Source organism: Bacillus sp. UNC322MFChir4.1 (assembly GCF_000746135.1).
Taxonomy (GTDB): domain Bacteria; phylum Bacillota; class Bacilli; order Bacillales; family Bacillaceae_G; genus Bacillus_A.
In genome coordinates, this window is sequence record NZ_KN050812.1 from 25,711 (window position 1) to 44,710 (window position 19,000).

The window sequence follows — 19,000 nt, forward strand, 5'->3', positions numbered from 1 at the left end:
ATTCTAGAGAGACGAAACAATAATTGTAAAATTGTTTCGCCTCTCTATTTTACTGAGTTCTTCCATACTGCCTATCTTATTCATGTAATGATGAAAATAAACGGTGTTTCAGTAGCAGTCAAGGTATATGAAACATATGATTAAAGGAGATAAAGGTTTTGATTATATACAGCATGGGGTGAAAATATGAAACAAGCATTCATTACTGGAATTACAGGCCAGGACGGTTCTTATTTAGCAGAATTATTGTTAAATAAAGGCTATAAAGTTTATGGATTAAAAAGACGAACTGCAACAGAAAACGATGAAAACATTAAACATCTAAAAGACGAGATTGAATTTCTTTCAGGAGATTTACGTGATTTAGCTTCCTTAATTCAAGCTGTTAAAGTTTCCAATCCAGATGAAGTATATAATTTGGCCGCCCAATCTTTTGTCGCAACCTCTTGGCTTCAACCTATTTATACAGGGGAAATAACTGCCCTTGGAGTTACAAATATGCTTGAAGCGATTCGGCTTACCAAACCAGATGCTAAATTTTATCAAGCATCTAGTAGCGAAATGTTCGGAAAGGTAGTGGAAACTCCCCAGAAAGAAACAACTCCATTTTATCCAAGAAGCCCTTATGGAGTGGCTAAAGTATACGGACATTGGATTACTGTGAACTATCGAGAAAGCTATGATAGTTTTGCATGTTCAGGAATTTTATTTAATCATGAATCTCCTCGCCGCGGTTTAGAGTTCGTTACAAGAAAAGTAACAGATGGAGTTGCTAAAATTAAATTGGGACTGCAAGATAAACTCCATTTAGGCAACTTAGATGCGAAGCGGGATTGGGGCTATGCAGGAGATTACGTTAAGGCGATGTGGCTCATGCTTCAACAAGGTCATGCAGATGACTATGTTATCGCTACTGGGGAAACTCATACTGTCCAAGAATTAGTTGAGACTGCCTTTAATTACGTCGGATTAAACTGGGAAGATCATGTCATTCAAGATCCAAAATTTATGAGACCCGCTGAAGTAGATCTTCTATTAGGAAATCCAGCAAAGGCGAAAAAAGCATTAGGCTGGAAACCAGAAGTGAATTTTAAAGAACTAATTACAATGATGGTCGATAGCGATTTAGAACGACAACAACAGCAAAGAAAAGGATTATGAGCTTTGATTTTATAACTTTTTTATATTGCCTATCCCTCTTGACTTGTACTTTAACTTTAACTTTATTTTTATGTAGGGAGGACATTTTGATGACAAAATTTTATCCTATCGCTAGTCCTATATTAAATGGAAATGAAAAACAATATGTCATAGACTGCCTCGATTCTAATTGGATATCTTCAAACGGGTCCTATATTCAAAAGTTTGAAGAACAATTTGCACAGTATTGCAGTGTGAAACATGCTATTTCTTGTAGTAACGGAACAACAGCTTTACATCTTGCTCTTTTAGCATATGGCATTAAAGAAGGTGATGAAGTGATTATTCCGACTTTTACATTCGTTGCAACAGCAAATGCAGTTGTCTATTGTGGAGGAACTCCTATATTTATTGATTCTGATTCAACAACATGGAATATTGACCCTGCGAAAATAGAAGAAAAAATCACACCGCATACAAAAGGAATTATTCCTGTTCACATCTATGGTCATCCAGCTGATATGGACCCTATTAAAGAATTGGCAAGGAAATATAATTTATTTGTTATAGAAGATGCTGCTCAGGCTATAGGAGCGCAATACAAAGGAAAAATGACAGGAGCAATTGGTGATTGTGCTACTTTTAGTTTGTTTGGCAATAAAATTATTACAACAGGTGAAGGTGGAATGATTACTACTAATGATGACCACATAGCTGAAAAGATTCGAATTCTAAAGTCACAAGGAATAGACTTAAAACGTAAGTATTGGTTTCCAGTTATAGGATATAACTATCGTATGACCAACATTCAGGCAGCAATTGGCTGCGCACAACTCGAGAACATTGACTGGCATATTCAACAACGAATTAGAATCGCCAATCAATATATACAAAATCTAAAAGATGATCAACGTCTCATATTACCTATCGAAAAAGAATGGGCTAAAAATGTATACTGGATGTTCAGCATACTATGTAGAGATTTTACTGAAAACGAACGGAATTTGTTAATGGATCGCTTAAAAGATAAAGGAATCGAAACTAGACCTTTTTTCTATCCTATGCATACATTGCCTCCTTATCAAAATTTACAGGAAACATCAGAATTCCCTATAATAAATCGTATTTCTGCTCAGGGTATTAATGTTCCAAGTTACGGAAACCTGACAGATGATGACATTCGATATATTAGCTTAAAAATAAAAGAAGCATTAAGCGAGGTAAGAATGAAAAAATGATATATGCCCCTCTCTTAAACTTATAATGAGCCTTTGCTTAAAAACAACATATCCCATTAATAGCTATAGAAATACCTCCTTGCTACAGCTATCTTTCATCTAAATACACCACGATGAAAAGAGATGTGAACGATGGACATAGTAAGATTAAGAAATAGAAACAATGATTTCAGCAACATACTTAATCAAACGAACAGTAAAAATATTATTGAATTATTGCGACAAATATGGGCCCTTAATCATGAAGATTTTGTATGGGAATTATATAGACAAATACTGCATCGTGAACCTGACGAAAAAGGTTTCTTTCATTTTTACACTACACTTGCGAAAGGTGTAGCCAAAAAACAAATTTTAGTCGCAATCCTGACAAGCAGAGAGGCGATAGGTTTATACAGTCAAAAAGCCCCTCCCTCTCCTCCTCCTAATGCTTCCAAAACGATAAGTAGCTTCATTCATTCATTCTTCCTATCAAATGCATTACACTTTATCCATGCTTTATACAATGAATTTTTAGCTCGTAATCCAATAAAAACAGAAGTCCAACAGTTATCAGTTTGCTTAAAAACAAAACAATCAAGAATAGAGATAATAAAAAAAATACTAACAACAAATGAATTTCAAAAAGTATTAACCGACGCTAATTCTATCAGTAACTTGCATATAAAAAATAGAGAACAAAATCAAAACAAAAGTATAAAAAACATTGGAATTTTCCTAGGATTGGCTTATCCCGCCAATTTAGAAGGAGAAGGAATTGGTCGATTTAGTACAAGATTAGCAGAGGGATTATTTAAGTATGATCCAACCATAAAAATTTATGTTGTAACAAATAAAATAAATCTTAGTAGTCTTCGTAATCTATTTTCACAACTCGTGCTTTTATACCCTGAGCGACTTATCTTTTATGCATCTGACAGTATGGAATTCATTAATACCGAATTGCCAGTAGATGTATGGATTGTGCCATATGTCGGCTTAGAATTAGCTATGTATTTAGATAAACCTATTATTCTTTGTTTACACGACTTAGTTCACTTACACTTTCAAGAATTATATTATCAAGGAAATACGGATGAGTTTTGTTACCGTCTGGATCGTTTTATCCACAGATTAATCGATAAAGCTTCTGTCATCGTATTCTCTTCTAACTTTACAAGAAACCATGAAGGGTTACAATTTTTAAAGCTACCTATCGAAAAAACTCACGTTGTTAGATTGGCACCTCCTGTAGAAGAATACACTGCGTACCATATATATGATGAAAGCTCATTTAGAAATAAATACAAATTATATGGCGATTACATTGTTTATCCATCGGTTATTCGTCCGCATAAAAATCATTCTCTTCTTATTGAGGCATTTATAAAATTCAAGCAATCCCTTGAGAAACCACCTTCTAATTTAAAATTAGTGTTTACAGACCACTACCGTAATAGCCCCATTCATCTTCCAGATGTTTATCTGCATTGTACTAATGAACAAATAAAAAACAGTATTGTCTTTCTTAATAGGGTTCCGTCAGACACTATGCCTTCCTTATACGAATATGCTTTAGGGACAATCGTTCCCACACTTTTTGAAGGAAGTTGCCCTTTCCCTATCCTCGAATCACTTATACTTGATACCCCGATTGCTGCTAGCCAAATAGAAGTTACAAGTGAAGTAGTTACAAATATGCCTGCTTTTTTCTCATTTAATCCATACTCAGTTGAAGAAATATCAAAAGCAATATATGAGTTAAGCAAAAACGGAAAACAAATGTTAAACCAGCAAAAATCTGCTATCAGCACTGCTTTAAATCGAAGGTGGGCCGATGTCGCAAAGGAATATTATGACATTATTAATAAAACTATTTGTATATAACCTTTTGTTTTTATATTTGAAATGTATGTAAGGATACTTTACTGAGTCAAATATCCTTACATATCATCCTATGCTGCTTTAAGCTCTCAAATAATATGACATATTCTTATCTTTTTATCCGACATTAGCTTTTTTATAGGTAAACCATTCATATTTTTACCACTCATTATTGTAAACTTTTAGAGTAAATCTCTCACTAACTAAATTTTTACCTTATGGTCTTTTTTATTATAAAAAACATCTCCTTCTGTGTATTAATAATCTAGTCTTTCATCAAATTCCTACACAGAAAGAAGCATATCTATATAAATCCAATTTAATTTTCCAACACATAAATTGCGGCTATAGAAATAAAAGACGGCTGCGCTTACTTTCTCTCTTTGTTTCGTTTTGCATATGACAAAAAAATGCCCTGACCGCTTCTATGCATGGCCAGATGCTCTCACCCATCGAAAAAGAATGGTTTTATTTCGGTTTTCAACTTGAATTTATATATTTTTATAGCCTATGTTTCCTTTTAAACAAACGCAATTCTTTAATTGAGTTTGTATCTAGGGAAGCAATCTTATTTTCTAATTTTTTTCTAGCATAATCATATAATTGCACATCTACCTCATTTTTTTCCAGTATCTTATCAATCACTTTCTGCGGAATTTCTTCTTTTAAAGGTCTTTCTGTATTAACATTTAACTTTTTATAATTAATATTCCTCCATCCGAATTCTTTTTTCATGATATACAAAGATTCAGAAAACAATTCAGTAATCCCTACCACAGAAAAATATTTTTCAATATGCTCTTTCGCCATCTGCAAATCAGCAACATCATTACCTGTAATACAGCGAGTTTGCAGATTGACTGTAGAATAATTAAATTTTGGGTTGCTTACATACTCATCAATCGTCTCTTCAAAAAACAATTCTTTGTACTGGTTTGAATTCTTATGAGCAAAATAAAACCATGAGATTACTTGTTCAACCGGATGTCTCAACATTGTAATATAGGTAAAGGGCCTAGAAAGGTAACGATGAATGCCAAACAAAAAATGGCCACATAAAGTGTCAGCAGTTGTTAATTGCTCTTTATAAGAAAGTACCCCTTGAGGAAGTATTCCCTGTATATTCACATCATAATGTATATTATTTGGATATTGTCTACAAATCAAATCTGTCAATGTAGTTCCCCCAGCTTTAGGGATATGAAGAAATAATAATAAAGGACTTCTTTTCTTGCTAGACTGTCCTTCATTCATCTAAAAGTCATCTCCTTACGCTTAATTTTTTTCAGTATATGCCTCATAACTTTCTATAAGTACTATCTAAAAAGTGAAATTTGTACATTCAAAAAAAAAGCATAATAATGCTGTAGAAGAATATAATAAAACGTCAAGTATAACTATCAAACAAAAAAATCGCACTATGCATTAGTAATTAAGTAAATATTGACGGTAATAAAAAACAGATAATTAGACAGTACGTCTTTTATATTCCTTAACTTAATTATTATATATAAACCCAACTTGACTTTCCAACACACAAGTCGCCGCCATACTAAACAAAAAATAACTTGCTACTTTCTTTCTCTCTTTGTTTGAACTTCGCACGTGGAAGAAAAAGGAACTGACCGCTTCTACGCATGGCCAGACGCTCTCGACCATCTAAAAAGAAAAGGGATTTATGTCAGGTTTTTAATTTGGATTTATATATAAGGCAATATATCTTTTCTACCTACAAGAAATATGAATTATAAATTTCTACTAAAAATGAGAACTCTTTCAAAGAATAAAAAATTATTCTTTATATATCACTCAATTTTCAAGTCATAAAGGAGTGACTACGATGAATAATCCTACTTCACCTTCAGATACAATCATTAATATTTTACGAAAAGCAGTTAGATTATCAGAAGAAGCGTTTATTCATGAACTTTTTAGGCAAATTCTATACAGGAAGCCCCAGCATGAGGAGCTAAATTACTATAGAAAAAAACTAACCCACACACAAAGAAGAGAAATCATTAAAGAAATCATGCTAACTAAAGAAGCACTTAATCTATATACACAACACACCCAATCAGAAAAAACAGAGACAACGAAACCAGGGTTAATTTCCGATTTAATTTATAGGTTTTACAATTTGGATGATATGGAATTTACCTATTCACTATACCAACAATTCCTAAATCGATCTCCAGATTTAAAGGAAATTCAAATTCACGTGAATAACTTAGTTTCTGGCGTTCAAAGAAAACATTTAATGGTAAACTTTCTATTATCTAAAGAATGCCGTCTGCTTTTAGAATCTGATATTGTAACGTCCAACACTTTAATATCCCCAAACACTCAACAACCTTCCCAAGTCCCTTCTGTAAAAATTGGTTTTTTTCTTGGATATTCAGTGAAAGTAGGTAAACATTTTGATGGAGAAGGTATCGGACGATTTATTATCCGATTAACAGAAGGTTTACTTTGTCATGATGAAAATGTAACTATAACTGTTGTAACTACTAAACAAAACTATATAGATATTAACAATGGATTCAAAAAGACCTTTTTATCTTTTCCTAACAGATTATCCATCCAAAAGTTCGAAACTGTAGACTGGGTAAATGAAAATATTGATGTGGATATTTGGATCGTTCCTTATATAGGTATGGATTTGGCGCTAAATTTAAACAAACCCTTTATCGCTTGTTTACACGATTTAGTTTATATGCATTTTAAGGATATATATACAAGGCAGCCAGAGTTCTACGATAAATTTACAGATAACGCTAAAAAGGTGGCTAAAAAAGCTAAAAAAGTTGTTTTTAATTCTATCTTTACGAGAAATCATGAAGGATTGAAATTCTTGAAATTACCTAAGGAAAAAACTCATGTCATTAGATTGGCACCTCCAGTTGAGGAATATGATGTCATAGATTCATATAATGAAGTTTTATTTAGGGATAAATATAATTTATATAACAACTATATTGTTTACCCTTCCGTTATTCGTCTACATAAAAATCATGATCGACTTATTGAAGCCTTTTTGAACTTCCGACAAATCACTGAAGGTTCTTCATCCAACCTTAGTCTAGTTCTGACTGATCACTTTCGCTATGGTCCTAAAGAGAAAGAAATTATAACACTACTTAACAATTCTAATAACGTAAATATACGAGATAGTGTCATTTTTTTAGGTAGGATTGAACCAAATGATATTCCACTTCTATATAAATATGCGATAGGAACCATTGTTCCAACACTTTTTGAAGGGAGTTGTCCTTTTCAGCTATTAGAGTCTTTAATTATGGATACTCCTGTAGCAGTGAGCAGGATTGAAGTTGTTGAAGAGGTTATAACAGATATCGAAAAATTTATAACATTTAACCCCTACTCTACAGATGAAATTATGCTCGCAATTCAGAAACTATGGCGACACGATAACAATTTGCTAGAACAACAAAAAAGTGCAATTCAACACATACTTAAGAGAAATTGGAGCGATATTGCACAAGAATATTATACGCTAATGACCGAATTAATTATCAATTAAAAACCAAAATAGTCACTTTATATTGAAACACGAAAATATTCCTGTGAAGTTAGATTTCCTTTTCAGCAGTAAATTAATTTTTAAACAAAATAGTCGAAATATAAAAAATCTTGTGATAAAAACTTCTTTAAGGTGGTGCTTATTTATATGCTTTCCCCAAGAGTGTATTGGTTGTGTACTCATCAAACTTTGAGATACGAAGAAGTTCCATTGTTAATTGAGGCAGGAGCAGAGGTAATCCCATGCTTAGGAGACCCCTTTTGGTTGAAGTATGATAGTAATTATGACAATGAAAGTGATAGATTGTATCCTCATTGGCGAAAATCTTGTACCTTACCTACCAATATCGTTGAAAAAATTAGAAGAATTAACATACTTGAAAAAAAAGGGGAATTAAATCCAGATGAAGCTAAACTTATTAATCAATGGCTCGATATAATATTTATTTCTAACTATCCAGATATTTTAGCAAACATCACAAAATGGTATCAAGGATATATCATATTTAGGGTATTTGGTCACGGTGATTATACTACCTATACAAACGAAATGGCTAGATTAAACATTAATATAGATAAGATAGTAGAAACAGATAAATATGTATGGTGCCCAATACTAAAGAGCTTGGACGTTCCTGAAGATCCTAGAATTACTAAAAATAAGTTTTATCTAAATGCATTTGTTTCCAACAAAAGGTTAGGGTTCAAATGGAAAGGAAGAAACTCTAAAAACTTTATTAGTACTACAATCTCATATTTGGACGGTAATCCAGCAGCTAATAAGATATTCAAAGATTTTAACGGAAAATTTTCAAATATCCCTTTTATTGTATTAGGAAAAAACTCAAGGAATATAGTCAAAGATATTTCGGAGAAAGTAGTTGGACATACAGAAGACAATCTTTTTTATTCAAAGATTGCTGAAAGTAGAATGTTTGTTTACTTTGGTCTCGGTTCTAACTATCATGTGCACTACACTCCTATTGAAGCTTTAAGTATGGGAGTTCCCACAGTATTTTTAGAAAAATCAGGTCTTGCCCAAGAGGCAAGGGACAATGGCATAAGCAATTCCGCCCTTAAAACAATAGGTATGTGTTCTGACACAGAAGAGATGAAAGAATTTGTTCTTAAAACAATAAATAACTTTACCGAATTAGAAAAACTTGCTCATAATCAATCTAATATATTAGGAAATATATTCAAAAGAGAAGCAGCTTTAGTAAGAGCCAAAAACTTCTTAAAAAATATTCAACCATACATTGTAGCTCACAGGAAACAACAGTACAATCATGAAATTTCTTTAAACCTTACTCAGGAGGATTGTTTTCGCGACAACTCCATTCAAACGGACTTACCTATAGCTTTAGGACAGCGAATTATCTTCAGCACAGAAAAAATTAATTCGTTTACAGGAAAATTAGTATACGACCACACAAGACAATTTATAACTCGTAGAGTGGAACAAGGAATCGACTCTCCTGGAATGTTTATTGGGCAATATATTGGAAAAATGCATCCAGGCGAATATCTATTCTCTTTTGAACTGAATTCCTCTACAAATTACAATTCACCCATTGGCACTTTTGCAATAGGAGTATGGAGTCCACAGTTTAATATATTAACTTCACAGGATATTTCTAAAGTAAAACCTGGAAAAAATTTCATAAACTTAACCTTACAAATCTCGCCAGAAAATGCAGATCTCCTAAAAGAAATACGTTTATTATGGAATGGAACTCATACCTGTGAAATACCGAACCTTATTGTTGAAAAATTAACCTAATTTAACCACAACTTAAAATTTCAGCTTGAATAATTCAAATAAATTCTCTGTAAGAATAAATAACAATATAATAAAAGTTGAATAAAACTAACAATAGAACGAAAACGTTATACATGTACTTTGTTGAATAGACATAGATAAAGTACAACTTCCATCAATGGGGGGATCCCCCATTGATGATTCGTTAAACTAACCGCGAACATGCCAGCAGTTATTCCCATCCTATCTTTTTTCCTTCTTAAGATGGAAGATAATCGCTCAAAAGTATCGGGATAATATGACTATTTTATGGACAAATTATCACCTATTGACTACAAGCAACATATAATTTTATTAAGTTAAATTTTTATATTTTGTAAACTTAAACAGTAAGTACAGGGAATATAAAGCTCAATTTTTCAAAACAACGTTTAATCCTTAAGTATAAAGAACTGCTTTGACAATGAATTAACATAGGAAAAGAAATATGAACAATACAAATTTTTGAAGATGAGTTTTATAAATAGAAAGATATGATTGGAAGTAAGATTATACTATTACAAAGAAACATTCATCTTTTAAGATGAGCGAGTACGAAAAAAATTAAATATGCATAAAAATCCCTACTTACTTTACTTGCTACACCCCATAACATCGAGATTTAATATCACTAGAAAGTTGGGATAATATGAAACTTATTTTACTATCTGGAGGATCAGGAAAACGTTTATGGCCACTATCAAATGACCCTAGATCCAAACAATTTTTAAAAATACTTCGTAACGAGCATGGTGTTCAGGAGTCCATGATTCAAAGAATTGTAGGACAAGTTCAATCTATCGGTTTAACAAAATCTACTTATATCGCGACTTGCAAATCACAAACTGATATTATTCAAAATCAGATTGACAATCAACTTCCTCTTATCGTCGAACCAGATCGACGAGATACCTTCCCCGCTATTGCTCTAGCATCAGTCTATCTCCACTCTGTCCTAAATGTTGATGGTAATGAGACTATTTGTATCATGCCTGTTGATGCGTATGTAGAAAATTCTTTCTTTGAATCCTTACTGAAACTTGAGCAAATTTTGACATATTCAAACGCATCACTTGCACTTATGGGCGTTCGACCTTCACATCCTTCTGAACAGTATGGTTATATTACGACTACCCCTAGCCATTCTTCATCAGCACAAATACCTCCATATATGAAAGTTAACCAGTTTATTGAAAAACCACTACAAAGCAAGGCAAAAGAACTTATTCAACAAGAAGCTCTTTGGAATTGCGGCGTATTCGCTTTTAAATTAGGTTTTTTAATTCAATACCTAACTTCTATGAAAATACCCGTTCAGTATGAAGAACTTATACAACAATATTCCGCCCTTCCCCAAAGAAGCTTTGACTATGAAGTTGTAGAAAAATGCGATGATATTGTGGTAATACCCTATGAGGGAGCATGGCGTGACTTAGGAACTTGGAATACTCTTACAGAAATTATGGATACAAAAATTATCGGAAATGGGATTTTAAGTAAAAATACCCTTAATACTCATATCATCAATGAACTAAATCTTCCTCTTGTTGTTGCAAATATCTGCAATGGCATTATAATAGCAAGTCCTGAAGGTATTTTGATAGCTGATAAACAGGAAAGTGAAAAAATTAAAGAACTTATTAATCACGAGAATTCAAGACCTATGTATGAAGAAAAACGTTGGGGAAATTACCGTGTTTTAGATTACGAGAAACTTAAAGATGGGAATGAAGTTTTAACCAAAAGGCTTAAAATTTTAGCTGGAAAAAATCTCAGTTATCAAATGCATTTTAAGCGCGAAGAAGTTTGGACAATTATTGCAGGAGAAGGCGAACTTATTATAGATGAAAAGTTCAAAATGATAAAACCTGGCGATGTTATTTACATTCCGGCTGGAACAATGCATGGAGCACGTGCTATTACTGACTTAGAATTCATTGAAGTCCAAATGGGAAGTAAGTTAATAGAAGATGATATTTTACGTACTCATATGACATGGGAAGAAATCGAATGCGATTTCAGATAAAGATTCCATACACGCCTATTATTAGGTATATTCCTTAGTTAGTCTTGCTACTACTATCGCAGGCTTTGCAAGCGTAAGTATAACAATTAACTAACTCTAACATTGATAGGATTAGAAAGATTGTAAGCATTTAGATACTGCACAAACTCACACTAATCAGTTTCAATAAAAAAACGGTAAAAGTTCTAAGAATAGAACTCTTACCGTTTTTTTACTTATGTCCTGTCTTCCGAAAAATCAATTCTATTTTCTTCTTACAGAAAAACATACACCTTATCCTAAAATATGATAGCCAGAATCCACATGAATATTCTCACCAGTCACACCGCTTGCTAGGTCACTGAATAAGAATAACGCTGTGTTTCCTACTTCTTCTTGTGTTACGTTACGACGAAGTGGAGCGCGTTCTTCAATTTGTTTTAAGATGCTGTTGAAGTCGCCAACACCTTTTGCAGATAATGTACGAATTGGCCCTGCTGAAACAGCGTTAACACGAATGTTATGCTTTCCTAAGTCGTTCGCTAAATATTTTACGCTCGCTTCTAACGATGCTTTTGCAACGCCCATTACGTTGTAGTTTGATACAACGCGCTCGCCCCCAAGGTACGTTAATGTAACGATGCTGCCGCCCTCTGTCATTACTTCTTTTGCTGCTCTTGATACAGCTGTTAAAGAGAATGAGCTAATATTTTGCGCTAATAAGAAACCGTTACGAGATGTATCAACGAACTCACCTTTTAAATCATCGCGCTCTGCGAATGCAATACAGTGAGCTAGTCCATGAACAACACCAACCTCTTCCTTAATTGTTTGGAAGCAGCTCGCGATATCTTCATCATTTGTTACATCACATGGTAATATAAGTGATTTTTGTCCCTCTAATGATTCTGCTAAATCACGTACATTCTTTTCTAAGCGTTCACCAGCATATGTGAAAATTAAGTTTGCTCCAGCATTATGTAATGAACGAGCAATGCCCCAAGCGATACTTCTTTGGTTCGCAACACCCATTACAACGATATTTTTTCCTTTTACATTGAGAAGATCCATATATTTATCCTCCTATATTTATACATTATAGTTGTTATTAGAACCTGGTACTATTTTTATATTAACATAAAATACTGTAAAGGCAAACAAAAATCACTAGCTCACCTTCACTAGTGATTCTTTGTTTCGCTAAAAAATCCCTCTAATCCTTCTTCCCAAGTTGGCATTTGCGAAAAACCATTTAATTTTAACATTTTGTTCTGTAAAATTGAATATTTCGGCCTCAATGCTTTTGCCCCAAACTCTTCGGTTGAAATAGGTACGACGTTTACTTTTTTATTTGCATAAGAAAAAATTTGCTTAGCAAATTCATACCAAGAACACGATCCACTATTTGATACATGATATATTCCATATAATGATGTATTCATGATTTTTTTTATCACGTGAACTAAGTCTTTTACATAGGTAGGAGATCCAATTTGATCAGAAACAATAGCTATATGCTCTTTTTCTTCACTAATCCGTAACATCGTTTTCACAAAGTTATTTCCGTTCTTTCCATAAAGCCATGACGTACGTATAATAAAGTATTGATCATGAAAACTTTTTACAAATTCCTCTCCTGCATATTTAGAAAGACCGTATACATTTACTGGTTCTGGTATATGCCATTCATGATACCCTTCTATTCTACTGCCGAAAAATACATAATCTGTACTGATATAAATAAACTTTGCCCCTAAACTTTGCGCCATAACCGTGACATTTCTTGTTCCAATTGCGTTTGTTACATAAGCTAAATCTTGTTCCTCTTCTGCCTGATCTACTTTTGTATAAGCAGCACAATGTATAATGATATGAGGCTTTATCGTTTTCATCACATGCTCTACTTGTGACATGTCAGTAATATTTAACGATTTCTTGTCAAATGGATATATTTCATACAACCCCGAGCCAAAATCCTCTACTATTTGTCTCCCTAATTGCCCATTTGCTCCCGTTATCATAATCCGTTCTTTCATCTGCGAGCCCCTTACTTTTCTTTTAATGGTCGCCACCACTGCTCGTTTTGTTCATACCAATGGACTGTTTCTTCTATCCCTTTTTTAAACGTATACGCCGGTTGCCATCCTAATTCTTGTTTTATTTTTTTTGCGTTAATTGCATAGCGGCGGTCGTGCCCTAAGCGATCCTTAACATGAAGAATATCATCTCTTCCTCTTTTTAGTAACGTCATAATCTGCTCTACAACTTCTATATTTGTTTTTTCATTATCTCCGCCAATATTATATACTTCTCCAAATTTCCCTTTATGCAGTACAACATCAATTGCACTACAATGGTCATTCACATGAAGCCAATCTCTAATATTCAATCCATCTCCATATAACGGTAATTTCTTCCCTTCTAGTGCATTTGTAATCATAAGTGGAATTAATTTCTCCGGATATTGATATGGTCCATAGTTATTAGAGCAACGCGTGACGATAATAGGTAATTGATACGTTTTATAGTATGATAAAGCAATCATATCTGCACTCGCCTTACTAGAAGAATATGGACTGCTCGGATCTAACGGTGTTTGTTCTGTAAATTTCCCTACTTCTCCTAATGAACCATATACCTCATCTGTTGAGACTTGCACCATTTTAATATGAGGATATTTTTTGACTAACTCTAATAACGTTACCGTCCCAATTATATTTGTCTCGTAGAAAGGCATAGGATTTTCAATACTGCGATCAACATGAGACTCGGCTGCAAAGTTAACAATAGCATCTACCTTGTATTTCTGAACAACATATTCTAAAAGCTCACGATTTTGAATGATTCCTTTTTGGAAAATATAGCGAGGATTTCGCTCAATAGAACGTAAATTTTCAAGATTACCACTATATGTTAATGCATCATAATTAATAACATGGTAATTATCGTATTGTTTCAATATATAATGAACAAAATTACTACCAATAAATCCAGCTCCGCCTGTTACTAATATATTCATAGACAACTCTCCTATTTAAAAACAACCTTGGCACTCAATAAGCAGTGGTAGTAGTTGATCTTTCTTTGATAAAGTAGGTTCTTTGACCGGCCATGGAATGTTCAAATCTTTATCTTTCCAAAATACACCGCTATCGTGCAGAGCACTATAGTACTCATCAACTTTGTACATAACAACTGTATGCGGAACAAGCGTACAAAATCCATGAGCAAAACCTTTTGGGACGAGCAATTGCCGGCGATTTTCTTCACTTAAAATATAACCTTGCCACCGTTTATAAGTAGGGGATTCTTTACGTAAATCAACAATGACATCATAAATAGCACCTTGTATAACTTGAACTAGTTTCGTTTGCGCTTTCGGTTTCCTTTGAAAATGCAAACCACGAATCGTACCTGCCTTCGCAGAAGAAGAGATATTATCTTGTACAAATGAATAGGTAATACCAATCTTCTCTAGCGTTTCTTTATTGTAACTTTCCATAAAAAAACCTCGGTCGTCTTTAAACAAATGTAGTTCTAACAATTTCACATCATGAAAAGACGTGTCAATCACTTTCATATACTCACCTACTCTCCATTGAACTGTTTTCCAAAGTCTATATTTCTTGCCAACGTATTCGCTCTTTGAAGAGAAGTGTGAGTTCCTGCATCCGTCCACCATCCGCCTAACGTATTATAAGTAAGAAGTCCCTTTTGTAAATACCAATTGTTCAAATCTGTAACCTCAAGCTCACCTCTTGCTGATGGCTTTAGCTGCTTTACATATGAAAAGGCTTGTGCATCATACATATAAATGCCTGTAACTGCATATGAACTTTTCGGTTCTTTCGGCTTTTCTTCAATTCTAATAATTTTTCCATTTTTAATAGACGGTACGCCAAATCTTGTAGGGTTTTCTACCTCTTTTAGTAATACTTTTGCCCCTTGTTCTTGTTTCATATATTCTTCTACATATGGACGAAGATCGTCTGAAAAAATATTATCTCCAAGTATAACTAGCATTCGATCCATGGCAACGAAATGCTCGCATAATCCTAAAGCCTCTGCAATTCCTCCCGCACGGTCTTGCACGCGATAAGTAAACGATACACCAAATTCATCCCCGCTCCCTAAAAAATCCACAACAGCCCCCATGTGCTCTCTTCCGGTAATCACCATAATATCTGTAATTTCACATTGTTTTAATTTGTATATTGAATGATAAATCATCGGATATCGCCCAACTGGAAGGAGATGTTTATTTGTTACTTTCGTAATCGGATATAGTCTTGATCCCGTTCCTCCCGCTAAAATAACCCCCTTCATCACAATCACTCCCTTATGCTGGAAATGAACTATTCATATAATTACGCAAAAATATTTTCCTATATTTTCCATATGCCAATACATCAAAATCATCCCCATTATAATGAAGACACCATGGATGCATTTGGTTAAAAACCCCTACTAAATAACCTGCTTTGCGAAATTCAAATGACTGTGAAACATCATAAAAGTGAAATCCGTCAAATAAATCTTCTCTCCATGGCAAATCATATTGTGTCGCCATAAATAAGCCATCTATTGCTTGAACAGGAGTAAAAAGTTGCGGTTCATACAAACCTGTCTCAAAACTTAATAATTGATAATTCCTTTTTCGATACTCAATAACTTGCCCAGCTAACTTTTCTCCTTCCCACCATATCCCATTTTCAGGCATACGTTGGCAGCCTGCTACTCCGATTAGTCCCAGTTTCTCATTTGATGCAAAAATCGATAAAAGGTTAGTAAAAATATTCCGTTCAATAAGAAATGTATCTTGATGCAAATACACCTTATACTTCGCTGGATATGAAGCTGCTTGATTATATGCATTTGTCATACCTTTAGCATGATAGATTGGCAATATTTGAACTTGGTATTCAGACGGAACAAACATATTTTTAATTTGCCTTTCACATTGTGTAAAGAGCTCTTCATTATTGACACAAACGACTACCAAAATCGTTTTTTCTTTCATTATGTGAATCCTTTCTTTTCTGTTTGTGAATGCGGTTGTTCACACATGTAATAAATAACGTTTTCTCTGCTCATCTTTAATATGCTTTAATAAATAAGGATTTGCACCTTCATAATAATTATCATGCTTTTCTCGATATAAAGAGGAGTCTTCTGTTTCCATTCCCTTCCCCTCCTATGCATACGCCGTCATCTATGTTATGCATGTGAAACGATTAAACTATACCCTACTAAATGTGCATCTATTCTACCAATAAGTGCGTTGCAAAAGGAGGCATATTGCTCATACCATCTTCCTAAATCGCCTCCCAATTCTTGAATTTTAATCACTTTTAATTGTTCTTTTTCTAATAAAATCATGATTTCTGCTAAATTATAACTCTGTTCAGCTTCCTCATTCTCCCCTTGAAGTTGAAATCGTTGTTCAATTCGTGTGTAGTAATTCGAATTAGGAAACGCCATAATGAGAACACCATCTCGATGTAATAAACGAGAAACACCTCTTATGACTGCTACCATATGTTCTCGGTACACAGGGCATGAAAGGAGGATAATAGAAAACTTTTCATTTAGAAATTTGCCCTCTAATTCATTAAGTTTCACATGCAATGTCGGTGCTACATATTCAGCAATATTTACAGCTTCTTTTTTCTCTTCAACACCAAAGAAATTTCCATTTCGATAACGCCACTTCATTTCAAGTAATGTTGCACCGCACCCCGCACCAATATGAAGGACATTCATCCCTTCTTTGTAATATATATCCGACAGTTGTAATAAATCGAAACGAATGAATAAATCACTAGACGGGAATCCCCATTTCTGTTGAAATTTTAACGCATTCGCATACAATAAAGCAGAATATTGGGGAATATTTTCTTTCCACGACACACTTCCGTAATGATGAACAAATGTATCACGGCATAAATATAGTCTATAACCCTTTTGGCGCATTCGGAGCGATAAATCATCATCTTCATAATTGCCTGGTGTAAACCGTTCATCTAGTAAACCAATCTCATTTAAAACCACTCTCTTTATAAGCATACAAAAGCCAATTAATTTTATTCTTTCTTCCCATTTCGTTGCATCACTTTGATTATACATAGCAGCAAACTCTTGCATCTCTTCTATATGTGTATAAGGAACAGGAATTGTACTGTAATAAGAAGCACTGTTCGTTACCGGTCCTACAGCCGCTGTATCAGGCTGTTCATATAAACAAATTAATAAGTTCGTTAACCAGTTTTCCGTTACAACTACATCATTGTTTAATAATAAAATGTTGTCGCCTTTCGCTTTTTCAATTCCTTGATTGCAACCGCGCGGAAATCCAACGTTAGTAGTATTTTTCATAAGCAGTATATCCGGTTGTAATTGTAACCACTCTACAGTTCCATCTGTTGATGCATTATCGATAACAATTAACTCGTAACTTTCTTTTTTTGTATATTTCCTTATACTATCAATACACTGTTTTGTGTAATGGAGTTGGTTATGAGTTAACATAACAATACTTGTTAACATAAAACGCCCCTTCCCCTCGCATGCTATTTATACATCGAACTACCCGAAGTTTACGACGTTCCCTTTCTCCAGTACATTCCATAATGATCAATTTTAATGAGCCGTTCTGTAATCTTTCTCTCCTTTCGAAAATCAGTAACTGCCGCTTCACATGTTGGCAAAGCGTAATCATCAATAATAACGAAGCCACCTTCTGTTACTTTATCGTACAAATTTGTTAACCTATCCATTGTTGATTCATAAAGATCACCCATCTAGCCAAGCAATCGCTAACTTCTCAATAGATACAGTTGGCAACGTATCTTTAAATCATCCCTTCAAAAATTGAACTTGCTCATCAAGCAAATCATATTTCTTGAAATTTTCTCGTACTTGTTCTAACGAAACACGTAAATAATCAAACATATACAAATTGTCCTCTGCATCTTGCGGATATTTCTTAACATTGGGCCTTGGTAATCCTTCAAACGAATCCGCTACCCATATTTTTTGGTTCGTTATACCATATGCTTGAAAAAAATCACGCATAAAAATGCATGATTCACCGCGCCATACACCTGTTTCAATAAAATTCTCTTCAATATTTTCTTTAACGACTGTCTCCAGTGCTGATTGTAATTGCTTCATTTGCATGCGACCAACCATACTGTGCTAGCCGGCCAATCTAACCCCTGTAAGCTTGATTCATAATTCGGTTTAACTTCTTGTATAAGTTTTAAATAGTGAGCTTATATATATTCTTTTACATAATACGGAACTGGAACCGTAACAGATAAATACAATTCATCCTCTTGCCAAATTCCGAATAAAATTACCTTTTTCAACAGTTCAAGAAACAGCCCTCCCCCTAATTATCTTTCAATTAAT

Annotated in this window: 14 protein-coding genes and 2 pseudogenes; 6 read left to right on the forward strand and 10 right to left on the reverse strand. The window is 33.9% G+C overall.

Annotated elements, in window-relative coordinates; all coding sequences use genetic code 11:
• The first annotated feature begins 186 nt into the window (after positions 1-186).
• The 3 genes from gmd (at position 187) to BR72_RS22085 (ending at position 4,244) form a co-directional block, all read left to right on the forward strand.
• Positions 187-1,161: a GDP-mannose 4,6-dehydratase gene (gene gmd / locus BR72_RS22075; RefSeq protein WP_035437155.1), complete on the forward strand. Its 975-nt coding sequence runs from the start codon at positions 187-189 to the stop codon at positions 1,159-1,161.
• 89 nt (positions 1,162-1,250) lie between these two features.
• A complete protein-coding gene (locus BR72_RS22080; protein WP_035437158.1) occupies positions 1,251-2,378 on the forward strand; it encodes a DegT/DnrJ/EryC1/StrS family aminotransferase in 1,128 nt (375 codons plus the stop codon).
• 132 nt (positions 2,379-2,510) lie between these two features.
• Positions 2,511-4,244 (forward strand): DUF4214 domain-containing protein, encoded by a 1,734-nt coding sequence (locus tag BR72_RS22085; protein WP_051957394.1) that lies wholly within the window; start codon positions 2,511-2,513, stop codon positions 4,242-4,244.
• 498 nt (positions 4,245-4,742) lie between these two features.
• Here the strand turns inward: BR72_RS22085 and BR72_RS22090 are convergent, their stop codons facing one another.
• A complete protein-coding gene (locus BR72_RS22090) occupies positions 4,743-5,495 on the reverse strand; it encodes a sulfotransferase family 2 domain-containing protein (protein WP_035437161.1) in 753 nt (250 codons plus the stop codon).
• 586 nt (positions 5,496-6,081) lie between these two features.
• On the opposite strand from BR72_RS22090, the gene BR72_RS22095 reads away from it, so the two are divergent.
• From BR72_RS22095 to BR72_RS22105, 3 genes are all read left to right on the forward strand, one after another.
• Positions 6,082-7,782, forward strand: a complete 1,701-nt coding sequence (locus BR72_RS22095; protein WP_035437165.1) for a DUF4214 domain-containing protein — start codon at positions 6,082-6,084, stop codon at positions 7,780-7,782.
• 264 nt (positions 7,783-8,046) lie between these two features.
• On the forward strand, positions 8,047-9,564 hold the full coding sequence (locus BR72_RS22100; protein WP_156107974.1) for a hypothetical protein: 1,518 nt from the start codon (positions 8,047-8,049) through the stop codon (positions 9,562-9,564).
• A gap of 667 nt (positions 9,565-10,231) precedes the next feature.
• A complete protein-coding gene (locus BR72_RS22105; RefSeq protein ID WP_035437169.1) occupies positions 10,232-11,608 on the forward strand; it encodes a sugar phosphate nucleotidyltransferase in 1,377 nt (458 codons plus the stop codon).
• A gap of 273 nt (positions 11,609-11,881) precedes the next feature.
• Here the strand turns inward: BR72_RS22105 and fabI are convergent, their stop codons facing one another.
• The 9 genes and pseudogenes from fabI to BR72_RS22145 form a co-directional block, all read right to left on the reverse strand.
• Entirely contained in the window at positions 11,882-12,658 is a 777-nt protein-coding gene (fabI, locus tag BR72_RS22110; protein ID WP_035437171.1) for an enoyl-ACP reductase FabI, read from the reverse strand.
• 110 nt (positions 12,659-12,768) lie between these two features.
• On the reverse strand, positions 12,769-13,623 hold the full coding sequence (rfbD, locus tag BR72_RS22115) for a dTDP-4-dehydrorhamnose reductase (protein ID WP_035437173.1): 855 nt from the start codon (positions 13,621-13,623) through the stop codon (positions 12,769-12,771).
• An 11-nt stretch (positions 13,624-13,634) separates the two neighbouring features.
• Positions 13,635-14,606: a dTDP-glucose 4,6-dehydratase gene (rfbB, locus tag BR72_RS22120; RefSeq protein ID WP_035437175.1), complete on the reverse strand. Its 972-nt coding sequence runs from the start codon at positions 14,604-14,606 to the stop codon at positions 13,635-13,637.
• A 15-nt stretch (positions 14,607-14,621) separates the two neighbouring features.
• Complete coding sequence (gene rfbC / locus BR72_RS22125; RefSeq protein WP_035437178.1) at positions 14,622-15,167, reverse strand: dTDP-4-dehydrorhamnose 3,5-epimerase; 546 nt, start codon at positions 15,165-15,167, stop codon at positions 14,622-14,624.
• 8 nt (positions 15,168-15,175) lie between these two features.
• Complete coding sequence (locus BR72_RS22130) at positions 15,176-15,913, reverse strand: sugar phosphate nucleotidyltransferase (RefSeq protein WP_035437181.1); 738 nt, start codon at positions 15,911-15,913, stop codon at positions 15,176-15,178.
• Positions 15,914-15,926: 13 nt separating this feature from the next.
• Positions 15,927-16,607, reverse strand: coding sequence for a glycosyltransferase family protein (locus BR72_RS22135; protein ID WP_035437184.1), 681 nt, complete (start codon positions 16,605-16,607; stop codon positions 15,927-15,929).
• Between the two features lie 39 nt (positions 16,608-16,646).
• Positions 16,647-16,769, reverse strand: a complete 123-nt coding sequence (locus BR72_RS27235; RefSeq protein ID WP_442852853.1) for a hypothetical protein — start codon at positions 16,767-16,769, stop codon at positions 16,647-16,649.
• Positions 16,770-17,041: 272 nt separating this feature from the next.
• Positions 17,042-18,133, reverse strand: a pseudogene (locus BR72_RS22140) (glycosyltransferase); the annotation flags it as partial.
• A 50-nt stretch (positions 18,134-18,183) separates the two neighbouring features.
• Positions 18,184-18,972, reverse strand: a pseudogene (locus tag BR72_RS22145) (TylF/MycF/NovP-related O-methyltransferase).
• Positions 18,973-19,000 lie beyond the last annotated feature (28 nt).

What these genes read in the sequence shown, in the direction of transcription:
- gmd (WP_035437155.1), top strand. Translation starts at nt 187, where the DNA reads ATGAAACAAGCATTCATTACTGGAATTACAGGCCAGGACGGTTCTTAT.
- BR72_RS22080 (WP_035437158.1), top strand. Translation starts at nt 1,251, where the DNA reads ATGACAAAATTTTATCCTATCGCTAGTCCTATATTAAATGGAAATGAA.
- BR72_RS22085 (WP_051957394.1), top strand. Translation starts at nt 2,511, where the DNA reads ATGGACATAGTAAGATTAAGAAATAGAAACAATGATTTCAGCAACATA.
- BR72_RS22090 (WP_035437161.1), bottom strand. Translation starts at nt 5,495, where the DNA reads ATGAATGAAGGACAGTCTAGCAAGAAAAGAAGTCCTTTATTATTATTT.
- BR72_RS22095 (WP_035437165.1), top strand. Translation starts at nt 6,082, where the DNA reads ATGAATAATCCTACTTCACCTTCAGATACAATCATTAATATTTTACGA.
- BR72_RS22105 (WP_035437169.1), top strand. Translation starts at nt 10,232, where the DNA reads ATGAAACTTATTTTACTATCTGGAGGATCAGGAAAACGTTTATGGCCA.
- fabI (WP_035437171.1), bottom strand. Translation starts at nt 12,658, where the DNA reads ATGGATCTTCTCAATGTAAAAGGAAAAAATATCGTTGTAATGGGTGTT.
- rfbD (WP_035437173.1), bottom strand. Translation starts at nt 13,623, where the DNA reads ATGAAAGAACGGATTATGATAACGGGAGCAAATGGGCAATTAGGGAGA.
- rfbB (WP_035437175.1), bottom strand. Translation starts at nt 14,606, where the DNA reads ATGAATATATTAGTAACAGGCGGAGCTGGATTTATTGGTAGTAATTTT.
- rfbC (WP_035437178.1), bottom strand. Translation starts at nt 15,167, where the DNA reads ATGAAAGTGATTGACACGTCTTTTCATGATGTGAAATTGTTAGAACTA.
- BR72_RS22130 (WP_035437181.1), bottom strand. Translation starts at nt 15,913, where the DNA reads ATGAAGGGGGTTATTTTAGCGGGAGGAACGGGATCAAGACTATATCCG.
- BR72_RS22135 (WP_035437184.1), bottom strand. Translation starts at nt 16,607, where the DNA reads ATGAAAGAAAAAACGATTTTGGTAGTCGTTTGTGTCAATAATGAAGAG.
- BR72_RS27235 (WP_442852853.1), bottom strand. Translation starts at nt 16,769, where the DNA reads ATGGAAACAGAAGACTCCTCTTTATATCGAGAAAAGCATGATAATTAT.